The sequence below is a fragment of the Paraburkholderia sp. SEWSISQ10-3 4 genome (assembly GCF_030464785.1).
Lineage (GTDB): Bacteria > Pseudomonadota > Gammaproteobacteria > Burkholderiales > Burkholderiaceae > Paraburkholderia > Paraburkholderia aspalathi.
This window is the reverse complement of the sequence record NZ_JALPRI010000003.1, coordinates 468,412-486,136: the sequence shown is the minus strand read 5'-3', so window position 1 is coordinate 486,136 and position 17,725 is coordinate 468,412. Positions and strand designations below refer to the sequence as shown.

The following is a 17,725-nucleotide window of genomic DNA, read 5'->3' as shown; positions in this document are numbered from 1 at the left end:
GCGCGTTCTCGGTATCGTTCACCCATCGCCACACGAATTTCAACGGCGCCTCGAACGGACCAGATCGTTCGACCTGCTTTCGCAGCTGCGCCGAAGTTCATCTTGAACAGGGAAATATTCATGTCTATCGCTAGAGAAACGCATGCCTCGAACCGCCCAAAGGCGGTGGTTATCGGAGTCGGGCCGGAGCAAGGGCTCGGCGCGGGCCTGTCTCGTCGATTCGCCGCCGAGGGGCGTCATGTCGTCATCGCGGGACGCACCGAAGCGAAAATCGAACGGGTGCGCGAAAGCATTGTCGAGGCAGGCGGCTCGGCAAGCACGGTCGTCATGGACGTGACGAACGAAGCGGATGTGATCCGCTTGTTCGACGTCGCCATGCGAGCAGACGAGCGTGGCGGCAGTGCCGACCTCATTGCCTACAACGCAGGCAACAACCAGCCTCTGGATCTGCGGACGATGGAAGCGGACGTCTTCGAATCGTTCTGGCGGCTCAACTGTTTTGGCGGCTTTCTCGTGGGTCGCGAAGCCGCACGGCGCTTTGTACCCCTGGGCCGAGGGTCGATTCTTTTCAGCGGGGCGACGGGTGCACTTCGAGGCTTACCAAACTTCGCCCACTTCGCGTCAAGCAAGGCCGGCTTGCGCATGCTCGCTCAAAGCATGGCGCGCGAATTCGGCCCGCTCGGGCTGCACGTTGCCCATGTCGTGATCGACGGCGGCATCGATGGAGAACGCGTGCATACGCGCTTCACTGAGCATGTCCAACAGAAAGGCCCCGATGGACTGCTCGATATCGACGCCATCGCCGATGCCTTCTGGTCGCTTCACCGCCAGCACCGTTCCGCGTGGACGCACGAACTCGATCTGCGCCCCTTCAAAGAAGCGTTCTAAACGAGCGCGAACCCCAACGCAGTCCATTTCGAGGAGTCAATGATGAAACTTATCGGTCCATGGTTTTCCGGCTATACCCGCCGGGTCGGCATCACGCTGAAGCTGCTTGGCATACCGTTCGAGCATCTGCCTTATCACGCCTACGAGCAGCAGGATCTTATCCGCCCTTACAGCCCGATGGTGAAGGTGCCGGCGCTTGCGCTCGATGACGGCGCGGTTCTCTACGACAGCACAGGCATCATCGAATATCTGCATGAAGAAGTTGGAGCAGAGCGCGCATTGCTTGCGCCCTCCGGCGTGAATCGGCGCGACGCCTTGCAGTTCATCGGTATCGCATCCGCGATCTACGGAAAGCTCAGCGATATGTATGACGAGTCGATCCGCCCGCAAGAGCATCAGATCGCCACAATCGTCGCATCGCTGCGCGAGCAGGCGTTGGCGGGATTTCAGATGCTCGAGTCGAGAGCCGGTAATGGCTGGCTGGTGGGCGATGCGCTGTCTCAAGCCGATGTGATGGTCGTGATTACCTGGCAATCCGCATCATTGGCGTTTATGCCCGACGTCGTGCATCCGGCTGCTTTTCCCAAGCTTGCCCGATTGGCCGCGCGCGCGATGGAAATAGACGCGTTCTCCAGTACGCTGCCTTTCAAGGGATAGGGACTGCTCGCGCGGCCTCAGCCGCGCGTGCTATTTCTTTTGCTGCCCCCTGCTTTGCGGACAGGCGTTGTCGTGTCCGCAAAAAGATCGATCACGACCTCGCGCAGCCACCGATTGCCCTCGTCCTGCTGGACTCGCGTGTGCCAGAGCAGATGGATCGGCGCGGCGGGCAGCGTCATGGGCAACGCGCGCAGGCTAAGCGAGAAAGGGGTTGCCAGTTGCAGGGCAAGCCGCTCCGGCACCGTAGCGATCAGATCGGTGCGTTGCAGGATGTAGCCCACGCTCATGAAGTGCGGCACCGTCAGCCGCACCTGGCGCCGTACGCCGCGCCGTTTCAGCCATTCGTCCACCTGCCCGTGGCCGGTGCCGGCCGCCACGACCACGAGATGCTCAGCTTCGCGCCATGCAGCGAGCGTGAGCGGTGCGTCCTCGAGCGGATGGCCGCGCCTGAACAGGCACACATAGCGCTGATCGAACAGGCGGCGCTGATAGAAGCCACCCTTGAGTTGCGGCAGCAAGCCAATCGCCAGATCGACCCGGCCGTCGGCCATCTCGTTGCTCAGATTGACGCTTGTATCGCGCACGGTATTGAGTGCGACGCCCGGCGCGACGCGCGACAGTCGTTCGAGCAGCGCGGGCAGAAAAACGACTTCGCCGATATCGGTCATGCCGATCGTCATGGTGCGCATCGCGCGCAGCGGATCGAAACCCGTCACCGGATTGAGTGCGGCGTGCAGCGTGGCGAGCGCCTGCGAGACCGGTTCCGCCAGACGCAGCGCGAACGGCGTGGGCACCACGCCGCCCGGCCCGCGCACGAACAAGGGATCGCCAAGCCGGCGGCGCAGCTTGGCGAGCGCGTTGCTGACGCCGGGCTGGCTCATGTTCATCTGCTCGGCGACGGTCGCCACGCGCCGCTCCTGCATCAGCCGCTGGAAGAGCAGCAGCAGATTGAGGTCGATTTCGCTCAGTTCCATAACTCACGCATGTCCAGGTCTCATTCAATCCAGTGATGAAGCAGATTCATTTCATCTTATTGAGGAATGAAGGTCTAGTGCTGAAAATACTGACACGGCACCCGCATTCGACATGGCGTCCGGAAATGCCATGGCGGCCCACACCATAAATCTGGATATTGGAGACACAGTCATGAAGCAGATGGATCTGAAGATTGCGATCGTCGGCGCCGGCGTCGGCGGCCTTACGCTTGCGCTCGCGCTGCGCGAGCGCGGAATCGATGCGCAACTCTACGAGCAGACCGACGAGCTGCGCGAAGTGGGCGCGGCCGTCGCGCTCTCGGCCAACGCGACGCGCTTCTACGAACGCATGGGATTGCGTGCGGACTTCGAGAAGGTGTGCGCGGAGGTGCCGGGCCTCGTCTATCGCGACGGACGCAGCGGCGCGGTCATCGGTCATCATCGTGGCACGCCCAGCTCTCGCGAGCTGTTCGGCGGCTCGTACTGGGGCATTCATCGTGCTGATCTGCAGGCTGTGCTGTCGAGAGCTGTCGGCCTTGAGCGCATCAAGCTCAGCCATCGGCTGGTCGATCTCGTGCAGCACCCGGATCGCGTGAGTCTGGCGTTCGATAACGGTCAGCATGTCGACGCCGACCTCGTGATCGGCGCCGACGGGGCGCGCTCGATCACGCGACGCTGGATGCTTGGCTATGACGACGCACTGTATTCGGGTTGCTCGGGCTTTCGCGGCGTGGTGCCGGCTGAACGCATGGACCTGCTGCCCGATCCCGAGACCATCCAGTTCTGGGTCGGACCCGGCGGCCATCTGCTGCACTATCCCATCGGCGACAAAGGCGACCAGAATTTCCTGCTGGTCGAGCGTCATCCATCGCCGTGGCCGTCACGCGAGTGGGTCATGCCCGCCAGCGAAGGCGAACAACTGCGCCTCTTCAAGGACTGGCATCCGGCCGTCGTGCAGATGATTACGGCAGTGCCAATCAGTCAGCGTTGGGGATTGTTCCACCGTCCTCCGCTCGGCCGTTGGAGCAAAGGCCGCGTGACGCTGATCGGCGATGCCGCGCATGCGCTTGTGCCGCATCACGGCCAGGGCGCTAATCAGTCGATTGAAGATGCCGTGGTGCTGGCCGCTCAATTGGGCTCTGCGGGTCCAGGCAATTGGCGCGAGGCGCAGGAAGCCTACGAGCGCTTGCGCCGGGGCCGCACGCGCAAGGTGCAGTACGCGTCGATCACCACGGCGGATGTGCTGCATTTGCCCGACGGGCCGGCCGCGCAGGCCCGCAACGCCCGCCTCGGCGCGCGCGACAGCGTGCTGAACCACCTGGACTGGATTCACGATTTCGATGCGCTCACAGAAGAGCCGAGTGAACGGCAGGGTGGCACCTGGCTTTGAGCAAGCGCTGCTTAAGCGGTCCTGAGAGCGATCCTAGCTGTGCGCGCGGCCCCCCTTGCCCACTGCACCGGCATGACGGGCAGGATCACCGTGCGGAGTAGCGCGCTCCGCACTATCCGCCTCCTCATAGCTTGCGAACAACTGGCACACAGCCCGCGGCTCGAGACAGCCATGCAGCAGCTCGCGGAATCGGTGATCGCAAAAGCGCTGCGCGACATCGGCCAGCAGCCGCAGATGCGTGCTGTTCGCCCATTCCGGGACGAGCAGCACGACCACGTCGCTCACCGGCTTGCCGTCTGGAGCATCGAACGGAATCGGCGCCACGGGCCGGACGTAAAATGCCATGGCCTGGCGCAGCGTTCGTATTTGACCGTGCGGAACGGCAATACCCTGACCGAGGCCAGTCGAGCCTAGCGCCTCACGTGCAGTGAGCCCCGCAGTCACGGACGTTGCCGGTAGTCCATAGTGCTGTTCGAAGAAACGGCCGAACTGGGCAAACAGTGTTTCCCGATCAGCCACGTTCAGACCAAGCAGAACATGATGTGGCGAAAGCAGTTGCGCAAGGGTGTCACCTTTTTCGGCTGCTTCAGCGTCATCGGCGGGCGAGTCGGCGCGCGGCAGCGGCCCGCCATCCATCAAATCCCGCCAGGCCTCCGTGGGCGCATCGGGAATTTCAAGCAGTTGCCCCACCTCGGCGGCCGGCGCCAGATGCGCGAGGCGTTGCATTGCGCTGTTGACTGCCTCCTCGGGCAAGTAGAGCGATAGGCGCACGCGGCCCGTTCCGTGCAGCGGCGCAACGCGAATGGTCCATTGCTGATCGCCGCAATCGCGGATCAGCGCCTGGCGCAACGGCGTGGCGTGTTGGGCGTCCAGGGTGACGCGCATCATCACATTGCGGCCGGGTGCGGCCCGCGACCGGCCATGGGGCAGCGTTTTACTCAGTCCGAGAAGAGTCCGTAGACCAACCAGCGCGCGAGTCATAGCGGCTCCTATGCGTTATCTGCTATCAGGTTAGCCGGATCGCCATTAACTTGGCGTAAAAATCACTGGGTGAAATTAGTCGTCGAGATGAACCGAATACAAATCGACTAACCAGTCGATGAAAATGTCGACCCGTTTTGGCCTGGTTCGATTGGGCATATACACAATGGACACAGGGCGAGGATCTAACGGATAGCCTCTCAGAACCTTGCTCAATCGGCCGACACGCACATGAGCGTCGAGTATAAAGGTGCTGCCCTGTATCAATCCGAGACCCACAAGCCCGCATCAACGCCCTCCAGTACGCAGGGCTCCCGCATTAACAGGTCAGTCGGCCACCGCGTGTTTCAGGGCACCGCCAACCCGTGTGCCGGGCTTCACATAACTGCCAAGCGACAGCAGCAGAACGCCGGAGGCAAGCAGCAGAAACGGCGCGACTTGCAGCGGTAGTCCATAGTTGTGCCGCAAGTCGAAATACCGCCCGACTGCGATCGGTCCAAACACGGCGCCAAATGCGTAGCCCGAAAACGCGATCCCGTAAAACAGGCCGAAGCGTTTCAGACCGATATACGAGCGAACCATATACGAGAAAAGGTCGCCCTCTGCGCCGACTGCAAGCCCGACGAGCACCGAGGCACACAGTGCGCTGGGATAGCTGTCGAACTGCTTTAGCAGAACAAATCCGGTAGCGCCGGCTGCGAAGAAGAGGCACGCGACAATCGGTGCGTGCACACGATCCACCAGTATGCCGGACACAAGGCGACCGACGAGAATGCCGAATCCTACGAGCGAGGCACTGCGCGCCGCATCGTGAGCCGATATGCCGCGATCGATCAGAAGAGCAGGAAGATGAGGGCCAAGCGACAGTACCGCCGTCGAAGCAAGAAACGCCGAAAGAAAGATCACAGCAATGCGCAACAGCTTCGTACCGGCGTGGGGTGAGGCATCGTCGACATTCATGTCCCTGGCGTGCTCGCGTGATGTCGTGCTGCCCCCCTTCTTCTCCTTCGTCAGCGCGAACGCCATCAGTGCGCCCATGAGCGACATGCCCGCGAGCACCTGATACGCTCCACGCCAGCCAATGCCGGTGATGAGGAACTGTGACAGCGCAGGCATCACGATGGTCCCGATCCCTAGTCCGACCATTGCGAGGCCAATGGCAAGGCCCAGCCGCCGATCAAACCACTGCGGCAATATCGCGAGATAGCCGAGAACGGAGGTCGCGGCGCCCGACATGCCGATCACGAGCGAGAGCACGATCCACCAGACCGGATGCCCATCCTGCAAGCCCATGCACGCAAGTGCCAACGCGAAGACGAACGCTGATGCCAACACCACACGCCTCACGCCGAAGCGGTCCATCAGGGTGCCCACGAGAGGACTGACGATTGCAAGTCCGAGCATGGATGCCGCGTAAGACTCTGCTGCCTGGGCACGTCCCCAGTGAAAATCACGCACAACGGCTGGTATGAACACGCCGTTGGTCGAAATGAAGATGGCGGCAAAGCCGAACGCCATGCCGAGCGCGACGCCAATCACGGTCACGACATATATCTGCCGCCCGCCTGCTTCCGTTGCGTGCTGTGTCATTGTCTGTCTCCACGTAGTTCTTGTCTGGACGCGTGTCTTGCGCACGCGCCGCTCCGTGACGCATTAAAGCCCGCTGTCATCGCCGGGATAAACGCCCGCGCCCGGCAATGCGATGGTTCATGTCTGCGCTTCTTTGAATTCGGGTGTGATTCGGGCGTGCCGGCTGAGAACGGCACGCAAAGAAGGGGGGATGTCCGTCGCCACGCGCACATCGGTGCGCACGCAAATGGGGGAAAAACGTGCGTCGAAAACCGGTTCGCCATTCAGCGTGCAAGCGTGACAGTGGATGTCGTACGAGCGCGTGCGGATCTCGCCGATCCAACATTCGATATCGATCTCGTCGCCCGGCCAAAGCGTCTTGATGAAGTCGAGCGACATGCCCCGGCAAGGCGTTCCCACCCCGTGTGCCTGTCCAAGCGACTTGCCGGCACGACCCGCCATGTGATCGCTGAACAGGCTGACGGCTGAGAGCACATACGTCGAGAACTGGCCGGTATAGACGACGCCCGCGGGATCGCAATCGCTCCAGCGTACGGTCCGCCGGATCACAAAGGGCTCATCGCTCAATACGTATTCGCTGCTGTGGATCATGGCAGGCGCTCCACCTCAACCGCGACGCCGGCGTTTTCCAGCTCCTTGAACAGTTCGGGGTACTGGTCGCGAAGCCTCAATCCATCCACACGTCCCGTCCGTGTCATGAACTGATAGATAAATTCGTGCGGGCAATAGCTGTCCATCCACTCGCGAATGCGTTCATACCACTCGAACGATGCCTTGGACGCCTCGATCAACAAGCGCTTGCGAGGTTCCCGCAGATCGACATAGGACGCCAGCGCTGACGCAACATTGTCGGGATGGAGCGCAATGCCCTCGGCGAGCGCGATGGCGTCTTCCATCGCGATGCGCGTGCCCGAGCCTATCGAGAAATGCGCGCTCGCGAGTGCGTCGCCGATCAGCACCCGGTTGCCCGCGTGCCAGTTCGCGTTGCGTATCACCGGAAACTGGCGCCAGTTGGAATTGTTCGAGATAAGCGGATCGCCTGATAGTTCGTTTGCAAATACTTCCTCGAACAGCGCTTTGCGGGCATCGTCGGTCATCGCCTGCATGCCGAGATCGATCCATGTGCGGTGATCGCACTCGGCGACGAACGTGCTCATCGAATCCGAATACGGGTAGTAGTGCGCGACGAAGTATCCGCCGGCATGTTTGCGGAATATCAGCGCCGGACACTCGAACGCACGCCACACGCCGTACCACGCAAAGTGATTCGCGAGCGAATAGCGGGAAGTCCCGAAACTTTCCTCAGCGACGCTTCGCACGCGTGAGTTCACACCATCGGCACCGACGATCAGATCGCCGTCCAGTGCGTCGATATCATCGACTCGCGAGCAGTACTCGATCTCGATTCCGAGGTCCTCCACGTATCGCTGCAAGACCGACAGCAAGGCGATGCGGGGGATGGCGCCGCCGCCCTGCCCCGGACGTTGCACGGTGATCGGCGTCTCGCTCGATACGATTGTCTGGCGCGCGCTGAACGTCATCTCGGCGACCAGGTCGGCGCAGACATCCGGGGCCGCGTCGTTGAGCTTTGCCAGCCCTGCGTCGGCCAGTACCACACCGAAGCCGAAGGTCGCCTCACGCGGGTTCTGTTCGTAGATGCGCAACTGCGCGCCGGGCACTTTGCGGGCGACAAGAATGGCAAGGAACAGGCCCGCCGGGCCTCCGCCCACGATATCGATTTTCATGGCCGCTCCGACGGTTCGATGACCAGTAGGTCAGCATCGAAACGCTCGATGTGCCCGCGTAAGCCCCCGGTCAATGCGCCGTACCAGACGGCCGGCTTGAAACCGAGTTCCTTGCGCGAGAATTGCAAGGCGGGATTGCCATCGATGCGGATGTAATTGCCGTCGACTGCCGACGTCCGGTATCTCGCGTCTTTGGACGCGACATCGACAAGCGGGCGAAACTCAGGCACGTCGAGCACAAAAATCGACGCGACATCTGTCGCCGCGGCCGATGCGTCGAGCGCACCGCCCTTCCGTTGCCATACTGCATCGATCGAAGGGAACGCTTCGCCTGCTGCAGCCGCACGTTCCTGATCGATCGCGGCTTCGATCGTACGGGTTGCGTCATTGGCGTCGGCCGCGTCGAACGGCCGGGTTTGGTACGTGATTTCGATCGGATAACCGTTGGGATCGTTGAAGTAGATCGACTCGATCACTTCATGACGCACCTGATACCGCAGCGGTATGCCGACGGCCTCGACCCGGTCGCGCCAAGCCTTCAATTCCGCATCATCCTTGACCTGCCATGCCGTGTGCGTCGCACGGCTCTGATAGTGCTCGGACGGTTCGAGATGTGCAGGTTGCTCGGTGCCGATGTAGTAGAAGAACGCAATCGTGCTGCCGTTACCGCTATCGAAAAAGAAGTGCAGGAAGTCGGCGTGATCCACCGGCCCCCAGCCTCGTGCCGAGATGGCATGCAACAACGGAAGGCCGAGCAGGTCGCGATAGAAATGCACGGTCTCTTCGAGCTTCCAGGTCGGGCGAGCAGTGTGATGGACGCCGCGCAGCACCGGTTGCGCAAGACTACTCAAGGAGCTTTGGGTCATGACATTTATCCGTTGGAAACGTTGCTGGCGGACTGTTCGGCCTGAAGCCGCTCGATCAGTCCGTTACGAAGCAGCACCTTGCTGAGCTTTCCGGATGCGGTGACCGGAAACTCAGAAACGTTCTCGATGCGCTCGGGCCACTTGAACTTTGCGACGCCTTCCTGTTCCAGGAAGGCTGTGAGAGCGGACAACCCGATCGTGGCACCCGTCAGGCGCGGCACGACGAACGCACAGACGCGCTCGCCGTACACCGGGTCAGGCATGCCGACCACGGCTGAGGCCAGCACTGCAGGGTGACGGTTGATGAGGTTCTCGAGTTCCTCGGCGTTGATCTTCTCGCCGCCGCGATCGACCACGTCCTTGGTGCGGCCGCGGAAGAAGAAGTAGCGCTGGCCTTCTATGACCTCGGCCTTCATCAGGTCACCCGAGCGATAGAACCCGTCGGCGGTAAATCGATGGACGTCCTGCTCTTCGGACCGGTAGTAGCCGCGAATCGTGTACGGGCCGCGAAACAACGCCTCGCCGACTTCGCCATCCGGGACTTCGTCTTCAGTGCCAGGCTCGACGATCTTCACTTCGTCCCATTCGCAAACCGGCCGGCCGACGGACTCATCGAGTACGTAGCGCGGATCGCCCTCACGAGCGAACATGATCACCCCCTCGGTCATGCCGAAGATGTGATAGCACGGCGAGCCCAAAGCCGTCGACAGACCCGAGGCATTCTTCGGCGCAGTCAGTTTGCGTTTGAGTTTCACGTCCGGCCTCGCGGCCACGAGTTCTTCGGCAATGCGCGAGTAAATCGGGCCGGCGAGACCATACCAGGTCGGATCATAGTCACGGATCGCTTGCCTCAACGTAGGCTCCGCGATGTCGGGACAAACGACCACGGCGCCTCCCGTGAGCAGGATGGGGCCGAAGAAGCACACCATATTCATGTTGTGCATCAGCGGTGTTGGCATGAAAAGGACATCGTCCTGGGTGTACCGATTCCACGCACCCACCAGTCGCATGTTCAGCAGATATTCGTTCTGAAAGCGGGGAATGATTTTTGGCACGCCCGTGGTGCCGCCGGACAACTGGAAAACAGCCGCCTGATAGGGGTCGTGGTCGACGCCCCACAGATACGTACGAGCTTCATCGCGTGGCATACCGGCTATCATGGACCAGAGCGTCTGCGCGATGCCGCGCTGTTCGCCTCGTGCCTGAACGACGATGGAAAGACCGGGCGCTACCGACTGCATTTCCTCGGCGAACGCGACGTCGTCGAATTTCGGATCATCGCCCTGGACCAGATGAATCCGCGCAGCGGCCAAATTGGCCAGATACGAGATCTCATGACGGCGGAATGCCTGTAGCGCGCATATCGGGATCAGATCCGCTTTCAGGCAGCCGAAAAATGCGATCAGCAACTCGTTGCAGTTGCCGCATTGCATGACGACGCGATCGAGTGGCCGCGCGCTCATCTTCAGCAGCGAAGCACCGAACCGGTCGGTCAGATCATCCAGCTCACGATAGCTGATGTTTCCCTCCGGGCTGAGCAGCGCCATCCGGTCAGCGTGCTTTTCAAATGCTTCGCGCAGCGCCGCGGCGAGACTTTGCTCGGGCAACACACCTTGGGTTACGTAGCGCTCGAGCGTCGCCGGGTCCTGGTAACGTACGCCTTCAAGCGCGGTGCGTGGCCGATACATTTTCCTTTGCATGACTTCCTCCATGTTTCCTCCGCGGCCTATGCGTTGTTTTGTGTTGGGTCGAAACGCTTCTTCAACCAGGCCGTGATAACGCGTCCGGCGACCACACGCCCCGATTCCTCGTCGGGCGCCAGCGCCATGCCGTGATGATTTCCTTTCACCCGGACGCGCTGCTTGTCGTCGTTGCCGAGCAATGCGTAAATCGCGTCGATGTCCGCGGGAAAGGTGCATTGATCGCCCGTATATTCAATCAGCAAAATCGGGCGGTTGATGGAGGGCGCGCATTTCTCGAGCGACGCATTCGACGAGATACCGGACCATGTCGAAAGCCATGATTCCGGCGTCACCGTGCGAGCGAAAGCCACGCTTCCCCAATTCGAAGTAAAGGGATCGCTACCCCAAAGCGAACCGGTCACGCGATCGGACGGATCCATGCTGATGTCCCACGACCGAAGATCCGCATCCGTTCGCCAGACCTGGAAAATCGGAGCATAGGCAGCAAGGCGCCTATCGGTCATGGTTGCGGAACCGGTTTTCACGCGCGTGCGTGCCTGCTGCTTCCGCTCGATCAGTGCGCGGGCGATGCCGTCGATACGCTCTACGCGCTGACGCTGCGCCGCCCGATAGCGACTCACGAACTGCGGGGAATATTGCGCCTGGCGGGTTCGCGGATCATATCCATTGGCTTCCGAGAACGGGTCCAGTGACTCATCAATCGCCATCGGATCGCTTTCGTCGATAACGCTGGGATCGATACCGCTCATCAGAAGCGCGCCCTGGCCCGGATGGGGCGAAACGAATACGAATCCATCGGCACTTTGCATGGGGAGCTTGTCCAGGCCGGTCGGCCGGCCCCCCGGCGTTTTTGCGATCCGTTGCTCTGGGGGAAGCATCGCCTGCTGATGATAAAAGGCATAGAGCGCCGCACCGCCGGAATTGCCCAGCATGACGACTGACTCATACCCCGACTGGCGAAGATGCGACATCCCGGCCGCGACATCGAACAGCGCGATCTCATGTTCGAGGCGCAGGTCGTTTCCGATCGAGCGCGGGCCTTGCACCCAGCATGCGCAACCCGCGTCGAGAATCGTCGGCACAAGGTAGTGCGTTACCGACATTTCCCGCGGATGCATGATCGAGACCACGCACGTCTCCTTGCCCGTTCTCGTGAAGAGAAAGCCGAGTGTCGCCTGACCGTCGGCGGTTTGAAGCGAATACGGGACCACTGTGTAGGGCCGGCGCATCAGCGCCGGATCCCAGTTTGCACCGCGTAGGCCCGCGGTGACCTGAGGAAGAACTGCCTGTTCCACGCCCATCTCCTTTAAATGACACCCCTATCAATTAGGTTAGGCTTTATTTGATATAGTGTCAATTAAATATTGCGTGTAAGCTTGCACGACACTGAATCTCCCGCGTGAACGCTCGCACAACAGCATGGAAAGAAAAGCAAAACCAGTCTTGCAAACGGAAGCAACGCCGCGTCGGCGAGGGCGCCCTCCACGCGTCGAATCTCCGATCGGCGCCGAGCCGATGCTCTCGCGCAACGTGTTGATCGACCGCGCCGCCGAAATGGCGAAGCGCATGTCACTCGACCAGATATCGATGGTCCAGCTCGCCAAGGAATTCGGCGTCGCCCCGGGCCTGATCCACTACTACCTGGGCAGCCGCGACGATCTCATCTCCGGGGTGCTGAACAAGTACTATCGGGAGCGCGTGGAAAGGCTCGCCCCACTGACGGGGGACTGGCGAGCTGACGTCGTGGGTATCTCCAACGTCACGTTTTCGCTCGCGACAGAATGGCCTGGTATCAGCCTGTACGTGGTGTCGCATAACCGCTTTCGCCTGTTTCAGGAGGTGCCCGCCGGCGAGACCGACTACGGCATGGTGCTGTTCGATCACATCGTTTCAGCATTCCTGCAGGGCGGATTCACGACCGATTCAGCGGCACTCGCCTATCACCTGCTAGCCCAGTTCCTGCTCGCGAGCAGCGTCGCCGTGGCCGGCCGACAGGCACCAGCCGAACACAAGGGTTTCATTCTCGACAAGTTCGCCAGCGTTTCGCGAGAGCGCTACCCGGCGGCCACTGCGGTGGGTCCCGCGTTTGCATCGCTCGACTCCGACAAGGCTTTCCAGGAGGGCTTGCGGCTGTTGCTCGACGGTTTCGAGCAATGGGCGAATACGAATACCCTGAAGACCGCATCCGTGCGTCCAGCCAGCAAGAAAAAGGCAAGATAAGGCGGCAAGCCGCCTTATCCGCAAGCGCCTAGAACTTGTGCCGGATGCCAAGCCGCGCGCCGATCTGGCTGTTGGTGGCTGACGGCGTGAATCCACTGATACTCGCAACCGATGCCTGTCCCAGCGAGTCCACTCCCGTCGCGCGTTGCAGGACCGTCAGAGCATAAAGATCAGTGCGCTTCGAGAGACTGTAGATAGCGCCGAAATCGAGTTGCAGATATTTGGCGCCGCCGTCGCCGTTGACCGAATTGCGTTTGGTGTAATCGAATGCGGTGCCGAGGAGCAAAGCCGGCGTGACGTAAGTGCGTACGCTAAGCTCCGCGTTCGTGAAGCTTGCGTTGCCGGTGTATTTAAGAGGATTCGGCCCGATAGTCGAGCCCAGATTCTCGAAGCGTGTATTGGTAACGACGATGCCGATTGTCGTGCTCGCCACGGTATACGCAAGCGCCGCACCGGCGAATTGGGTCGTCTTGGCCGACGCGTAACCGGCGTAGACGGGCATAGACTCTGCGCTCGTCGCGGAGCCAAACGAGCCAATATTGTTTACCGTCGCAACGCCCTTGTTCGGTGTATTGCCGTAAAGGGACACGTTCGGGTCGCGTGCGTTGAAGTAACCCGCTGCGATCGAAACAGGGCCATTTGAATAGCCGGCACCGAGTGACCAGATCTGGTTCTGCGTTGCATTCCCTGCCACACCACCAAGGCTGTAAAGGCCGCCCGCACTGAAGCCGCCGTATTTCACCGTCGTGAATTTGATCGAGTTATTGGTGCGGTTCGTGTTGGTGAGATTGTCGAGATCGTCCGGGTGGGAGCCCATGTAGCCTGCGAAAGTCCCGGAGGCTGCAAGCGGTTGCAGGAATTCGATGTAGGGATCGTATTGTCGTCCGATGGTCACGGTGCCATACGGCGACGACAACCCAACCCAGCTCTGCCTGCCGAACTCGGCGCCGCCTTGCGCCAGCGTTCCGTTGTTGGCGAAGAAACCGTTTTCAAGCACGAAAATCGCTTTTAGCCCGCCGCCCAGATCCTCCGTTCCGCGCAAGCCCCACCGGCTGCCGCTAAGACCTGTGGCGTGCGCATCCGTTAAGGCGAACTGACTTGCACCGACAGGGCGCCCGGCCACCTTCCCGGTCTGTGCGCTATTTGTATAGGTCAAACCTAGATCGATGATCCCATAGAGGGTCACGCTGCTTTGTCCGTGCGCAGCCAGACAGGTAAGCGCAAGCGGCAATGCCAGGCAACAGCTCTTCATCTGCATCTCCAATTTTGTTAGTCATACTATTTATAATTGACGTGACCTTGGCGAATCCGGCTTCGTGATCCGCGGAGCGTGTGAGATCCCCTACGTCCCGCATTAATTGATAGTCAATCAATTAATGCAAGGCTAGCATAATTGCCATCCCTGTCAATACTTTAGTTGGCTTTGGCAGATGCGGAGAAACCCTTGATTGGCGGGCTGGGCCACCCGCTCACCGGCGTGAGAAGTACTCACGTGGGACCGACATCATCAATGGTCAGGCCAGTTGCTTAACCATGAATACCCGCTTTAAACCTTTCTCCTCCGCCCGGTGCGTTTTGGCATAACCGATACGAGAGATATAAGGCGAGTAGGCCTGTCGAACGATTTCCTCGACAGCTTCAAGGTCGGCAAGAATGGCGAGGCGGGGATCGGGATGCATTGTCATGTTTCGCAAGTACTCGACTGAAAGCGCGGTGGTGAATATGGTAGCTCTTTCATGAGCCAAAACACCGATCCAGCGTTATGAAATTGATGGCACTCCGAACGGAGTCCGCGAAATCCAATCACCCTATCCCTTTCCAGGTCCAGGCAGATTCGCGGGTCTCACCGCGGCACGGTGGAATTCTGCCGGATCGTGCGAACGAGAAATATCACTGACAAGATGGTCAACGCCGCGAGCGTCACCGGCCCGATCGTTTTCATGACGTCATGTGAAAACCATCCGACTAGAGCATCACAGGCTTGTATGGATCCCAACAGCAGCGCCAGAACGGTGACACCTGAGCGAGAGCGCATGGCAAACGCAATCAGCGCTGCAATAGCAAGAGGTACGCTACGGGCGACGCCGTACATTGCTGCAATGTGAACCGCCGGTTGCCCGATGACCATTGCCAGCGAGAACGCTGCGCTGACCAGCGCGTTGATACTGGTAATGGTTGCGCAAACATAGAACGCGAATTTTGTGCTCATAAAGAATCGTTCTCTCTGTGAATTATATGGGCAATGTAATATGCACAGATGAAACCGTCAAGCCATCTGACCGATACTTCGGGATACATGTTAAGCAAGCTCGGACAGGCAGTGACCGAGCAGTTCGCCCAACGGTTGCGTTCGATAGGGATTCGTCCGAAGCATTGCGGCCTGCTCGCCGCAATCCGCAGCATGCCGATGACATCGCAACTGGCGCTCGGGCAGGCTTTGAACCTCGTGCCGAGCGCGATCGTCACAATGATCGACGATCTGGAAGCACTCGGCGCAATCAATCGGATCGCGGATGAAACGGACCGGCGTCGATACGCGATCGAACTTACAGAAAAAGGCGCGGCAATGCTGCAGCAAGCGACAGCAATCGCCCAACAGGTAGATGACGCAATACTCGATTCTCTTGGGAAAACCGAGCGGGATACGCTGCATCAACTCTTGAGAAAGCTGGCCACTCGCTCGTTGCAGCAGGGCTGACATCTTCGTCCACCGCAATCCGCTTTTTTGAGCATCTCGGCCGTTCGAGTTGTCGCATGGAACCGCCAAGGAGTGTACGCTCCTCGCCGAACCCGGAAGTTCGATGCGCGGCACCAAATTCGGTGAACACCTATGTGGCCATACGCGCTCGTCAATGCGAACGTGGGGTATCCTGATTCCTGTTGCGAGTAACCACAACAAAGAGGCGACAGTGCTTGAACTATCAGTTCGTGACAAAGCGATGCTGAGCGGCGAATTGGGTGATGGTGCAGCGCTTGCGATGCGTATCGTCGTCGCCACGGCGCATGTGATGAACGCTCAAAGACTTGTCGACATTTCCTCCGCTCATATCGACGGGTGTCTGTACCACGGATCCGTGAGTCTCGATTTCGTCGAGCGCTTTGTCGCATCCGGAACGCGGGTCGCCGTTCCGACCACGCTCAATGTCGGATCGCTCGACCTCATACACCCGGAGTTGTATCGCGGCAAACCGGCAACTGCGAACGCAGCAAAGCGCCTTATGGAGGCACATCTGGAACTCGGATGCGAGGCGACCTTCACGTGCGCACCGTACCAGCTCAAGCACCGCCCACACCTGGGCGATCAGATCGCCTGGGCTGAATCGAATGCGATCGTTTTCGCCAACTCAGTTTTGGGCGCCCGGACGAGCCGCTACGGCGATTTTCTCGATCTCGCGGCAGCAATTACTGGCCGCGTCCCGTATGCCGGACTGCATGTCACCGAAAACCGGGCCGCCCATGTTGTGTTCGCAACGCCCAACCTCAGTGATTCACCGCGGCGCGACGCCTATTTCGCCGCTCTCGGCTTTCTTCTCGGCCTTAAAGCTGGAGCGACGGTAGCCGCGATCACCGGATTACCTGCGGACACGACAGAAGACGAATTGAAATCTCTTGGCGCCGCGGCTGCATCCAGCGGCTCAGTGGCGCTCTTTCACGCAGTAGGAATTACCCCAGAAGCTCCGACGCTTGACGCCGCGCTACAGGGCGGCGAGCCGGAGCAGACGATTATTGTCAGCGAGGCTGACCTTGCTGCGATCCATCGTAAGTGGAACGATGCTCGCTCCAGTGGGCCACTCGCCGCGATCAGCCTGGGAACACCACATTTTTCGGTCGACGAGTTCCACCGGCTCGCCAAACTGTTCGAATCACACACAGGGCCGCTCCGATGCGGCTTCTATGTCAATACGAGTCGTTATGTTCTCTGGCAGATCGAAGAGGAAGGACTCGCCCAACGACTGGCCTCGCGTGGCGTTCAGATTGTGGTGGACACATGTACCTACATCACTCCCGTGATGAAACAGATCAACGGACTGGTAATGACCAACTCAGGGAAGTGGGCTCACTATGCCCCTGCGAACATCGGCGTCACAGTCGCGTTCGGGAGCATGGCCGAATGTGTTCGCTCCGCCTTCGAAGGGAGAGTTTGCATTGATGAACTGGCCTGCTAAAGCTACAACCATGATCCCGCCCACTCTCGAGCTTGACGGCCAGGTCCTCGTGCCGGGGCGAGCAAGCGGCCTCGCAATCGCGCTGCCCCCGCTGAGCTTCTGGGGCGGCTACGACGCTGAAAACGGGATGATCATCGACAAGACACATGCGGGCTACGGACAAAGCCTGAAAGATCGGATACTTGTGATGCCGCGGGCGCGCGGGTCCAGCTCCAGCAGCAGCGTGCTGGCTGAAGCATTGCGCAACCGCACTGGCCCCAGCGGCATCGTACTGGCAGAACGCGACCTGATTCTTGCCATCGGCGTTATTGCCGCCAACGAACTCTATGCCCTGAACGTACCCGTCGTGAGTGTTGGCGAAGACGTGTTTGCGCAAATTGCGTCTGTCACCGCAACACTGGAGATTGACGCCGGCGATACGTCGCGCCCCGCGAGAATTTACGTCACCGACAGTGAACGTGATGGGAACCGCAAGCCATAGTGATTCCGGCATGCGGCTCGGTCGTATAAACGAAACTAGTTGTACCCGAGAAGCAAGAGAAAAC

Annotated in this window: 18 protein-coding genes; 7 read left to right on the top strand and 11 right to left on the bottom strand. The window is 60.1% G+C overall.

Translation table 11 applies throughout. The features are described 5' to 3' along the window. Positions 1-120: 120 nt before the first annotated feature. Positions 121-888, top strand: coding sequence for an SDR family NAD(P)-dependent oxidoreductase (locus M0D68_RS10740; RefSeq protein ID WP_200619889.1), 768 nt, complete (start codon positions 121-123; stop codon positions 886-888). A gap of 39 nt (positions 889-927) precedes the next feature. Continuing rightward, entirely contained in the window at positions 928-1,545 is a 618-nt protein-coding gene (locus M0D68_RS10735) for a glutathione S-transferase family protein (protein WP_234486768.1), read from the top strand. Between the two features lie 17 nt (positions 1,546-1,562). Here the strand turns inward: M0D68_RS10735 and M0D68_RS10730 are convergent, their stop codons facing one another. Then, complete coding sequence (locus tag M0D68_RS10730) at positions 1,563-2,519, bottom strand: LysR family transcriptional regulator (protein ID WP_200619888.1); 957 nt, start codon at positions 2,517-2,519, stop codon at positions 1,563-1,565. Positions 2,520-2,691: 172 nt separating this feature from the next. Here M0D68_RS10730 and M0D68_RS10725 point away from each other — a divergent pair, with 172 nt between their 5' ends. Continuing rightward, on the top strand, positions 2,692-3,909 hold the full coding sequence (locus tag M0D68_RS10725; protein WP_200619887.1) for an FAD-dependent monooxygenase: 1,218 nt from the start codon (positions 2,692-2,694) through the stop codon (positions 3,907-3,909). 33 nt (positions 3,910-3,942) lie between these two features. Here M0D68_RS10725 and M0D68_RS10720 read toward each other — a convergent pair whose 3' ends face one another. The 7 genes from M0D68_RS10720 to M0D68_RS10690 all read right to left on the bottom strand — a co-directional run bounded on the left by M0D68_RS10720 (position 3,943) and on the right by M0D68_RS10690 (position 12,089). Next, entirely contained in the window at positions 3,943-4,797 is an 855-nt protein-coding gene (locus tag M0D68_RS10720; protein WP_266224227.1) for a PTS sugar transporter subunit IIA, read from the bottom strand. A gap of 420 nt (positions 4,798-5,217) precedes the next feature. After that, complete coding sequence (locus M0D68_RS10715; RefSeq protein WP_266224226.1) at positions 5,218-6,480, bottom strand: MFS transporter; 1,263 nt, start codon at positions 6,478-6,480, stop codon at positions 5,218-5,220. A 117-nt stretch (positions 6,481-6,597) separates the two neighbouring features. Further along, the gene (locus tag M0D68_RS10710; protein ID WP_093633115.1) at positions 6,598-7,071 is read right to left on the bottom strand and encodes a thioesterase family protein; all 474 of its coding nucleotides are present in this window, start codon (positions 7,069-7,071) and stop codon (positions 6,598-6,600) included. Next, positions 7,068-8,225 carry an FAD-dependent monooxygenase gene (locus M0D68_RS10705; protein ID WP_200619884.1) on the bottom strand — a complete coding sequence of 386 codons (1,158 nt, stop codon included), beginning with the start codon at positions 8,223-8,225 and terminating at the stop codon, positions 7,068-7,070. The genes M0D68_RS10710 and M0D68_RS10705 overlap by 4 nt, the downstream gene beginning before the upstream one ends. Beyond that, positions 8,222-9,091 (bottom strand): VOC family protein, encoded by an 870-nt coding sequence (locus M0D68_RS10700; protein ID WP_200619883.1) that lies wholly within the window; start codon positions 9,089-9,091, stop codon positions 8,222-8,224. Before M0D68_RS10700 ends, M0D68_RS10705 begins: the two co-directional genes overlap by 4 nt. A gap of 5 nt (positions 9,092-9,096) precedes the next feature. Beyond that, the gene (locus tag M0D68_RS10695; RefSeq protein WP_200619882.1) at positions 9,097-10,791 is read right to left on the bottom strand and encodes an AMP-binding protein; all 1,695 of its coding nucleotides are present in this window, start codon (positions 10,789-10,791) and stop codon (positions 9,097-9,099) included. Between the two features lie 26 nt (positions 10,792-10,817). Beyond that, complete coding sequence (locus M0D68_RS10690; protein ID WP_308187581.1) at positions 10,818-12,089, bottom strand: alpha/beta hydrolase; 1,272 nt, start codon at positions 12,087-12,089, stop codon at positions 10,818-10,820. A 220-nt stretch (positions 12,090-12,309) separates the two neighbouring features. Here M0D68_RS10690 and M0D68_RS10685 point away from each other — a divergent pair, with 220 nt between their 5' ends. After that, positions 12,310-13,014, top strand: a complete 705-nt coding sequence (locus tag M0D68_RS10685; protein WP_200619881.1) for a TetR/AcrR family transcriptional regulator — start codon at positions 12,310-12,312, stop codon at positions 13,012-13,014. 28 nt (positions 13,015-13,042) lie between these two features. Here the strand turns inward: M0D68_RS10685 and M0D68_RS10680 are convergent, their stop codons facing one another. From M0D68_RS10680 to M0D68_RS10670, 3 genes are all read right to left on the bottom strand, one after another. Then, a complete protein-coding gene (locus tag M0D68_RS10680) occupies positions 13,043-14,266 on the bottom strand; it encodes a porin (RefSeq protein WP_200619880.1) in 1,224 nt (407 codons plus the stop codon). A gap of 262 nt (positions 14,267-14,528) precedes the next feature. After that, positions 14,529-14,699 carry a hypothetical protein gene (locus M0D68_RS10675; protein ID WP_200619879.1) on the bottom strand — a complete coding sequence of 57 codons (171 nt, stop codon included), beginning with the start codon at positions 14,697-14,699 and terminating at the stop codon, positions 14,529-14,531. Between the two features lie 158 nt (positions 14,700-14,857). Beyond that, complete coding sequence (locus M0D68_RS10670) at positions 14,858-15,223, bottom strand: hypothetical protein (RefSeq protein WP_093633121.1); 366 nt, start codon at positions 15,221-15,223, stop codon at positions 14,858-14,860. A gap of 48 nt (positions 15,224-15,271) precedes the next feature. Here M0D68_RS10670 and M0D68_RS10665 point away from each other — a divergent pair, with 48 nt between their 5' ends. From M0D68_RS10665 to M0D68_RS10655, 3 genes are all read left to right on the top strand, one after another. After that, positions 15,272-15,712 (top strand): MarR family winged helix-turn-helix transcriptional regulator, encoded by a 441-nt coding sequence (locus M0D68_RS10665; RefSeq protein ID WP_093633122.1) that lies wholly within the window; start codon positions 15,272-15,274, stop codon positions 15,710-15,712. Between the two features lie 211 nt (positions 15,713-15,923). Next, positions 15,924-17,180, top strand: coding sequence for an aconitase X catalytic domain-containing protein (locus tag M0D68_RS10660; RefSeq protein WP_093633262.1), 1,257 nt, complete (start codon positions 15,924-15,926; stop codon positions 17,178-17,180). Beyond that, entirely contained in the window at positions 17,164-17,661 is a 498-nt protein-coding gene (locus M0D68_RS10655) for a DUF126 domain-containing protein (protein WP_234486767.1), read from the top strand. Before M0D68_RS10660 ends, M0D68_RS10655 begins: the two co-directional genes overlap by 17 nt. Positions 17,662-17,725: the final 64 nt, after the last annotated feature.

Bases quoted from the DNA above. Each gene is read 5' to 3' on its own strand.
- M0D68_RS10740 (WP_200619889.1), top strand. From the start codon at position 121: ATGTCTATCGCTAGAGAAACGCATGCCTCGAACCGCCCAAAGGCGGTG.
- M0D68_RS10735 (WP_234486768.1), top strand. From the start codon at position 928: ATGATGAAACTTATCGGTCCATGGTTTTCCGGCTATACCCGCCGGGTC.
- M0D68_RS10730 (WP_200619888.1), bottom strand. From the start codon at position 2,519: ATGGAACTGAGCGAAATCGACCTCAATCTGCTGCTGCTCTTCCAGCGG.
- M0D68_RS10725 (WP_200619887.1), top strand. From the start codon at position 2,692: ATGAAGCAGATGGATCTGAAGATTGCGATCGTCGGCGCCGGCGTCGGC.
- M0D68_RS10720 (WP_266224227.1), bottom strand. From the start codon at position 4,797: ATGATGCGCGTCACCCTGGACGCCCAACACGCCACGCCGTTGCGCCAG.
- M0D68_RS10715 (WP_266224226.1), bottom strand. From the start codon at position 6,480: ATGACACAGCACGCAACGGAAGCAGGCGGGCGGCAGATATATGTCGTG.
- M0D68_RS10710 (WP_093633115.1), bottom strand. From the start codon at position 7,071: ATGATCCACAGCAGCGAATACGTATTGAGCGATGAGCCCTTTGTGATC.
- M0D68_RS10705 (WP_200619884.1), bottom strand. From the start codon at position 8,225: ATGAAAATCGATATCGTGGGCGGAGGCCCGGCGGGCCTGTTCCTTGCC.
- M0D68_RS10700 (WP_200619883.1), bottom strand. From the start codon at position 9,091: ATGACCCAAAGCTCCTTGAGTAGTCTTGCGCAACCGGTGCTGCGCGGC.
- M0D68_RS10695 (WP_200619882.1), bottom strand. From the start codon at position 10,791: ATGCAAAGGAAAATGTATCGGCCACGCACCGCGCTTGAAGGCGTACGT.
- M0D68_RS10685 (WP_200619881.1), top strand. From the start codon at position 12,310: ATGCTCTCGCGCAACGTGTTGATCGACCGCGCCGCCGAAATGGCGAAG.
- M0D68_RS10680 (WP_200619880.1), bottom strand. From the start codon at position 14,266: ATGAAGAGCTGTTGCCTGGCATTGCCGCTTGCGCTTACCTGTCTGGCT.
- M0D68_RS10675 (WP_200619879.1), bottom strand. From the start codon at position 14,699: ATGACAATGCATCCCGATCCCCGCCTCGCCATTCTTGCCGACCTTGAA.
- M0D68_RS10670 (WP_093633121.1), bottom strand. From the start codon at position 15,223: ATGAGCACAAAATTCGCGTTCTATGTTTGCGCAACCATTACCAGTATC.
- M0D68_RS10665 (WP_093633122.1), top strand. From the start codon at position 15,272: ATGAAACCGTCAAGCCATCTGACCGATACTTCGGGATACATGTTAAGC.
- M0D68_RS10655 (WP_234486767.1), top strand. From the start codon at position 17,164: ATGAACTGGCCTGCTAAAGCTACAACCATGATCCCGCCCACTCTCGAG.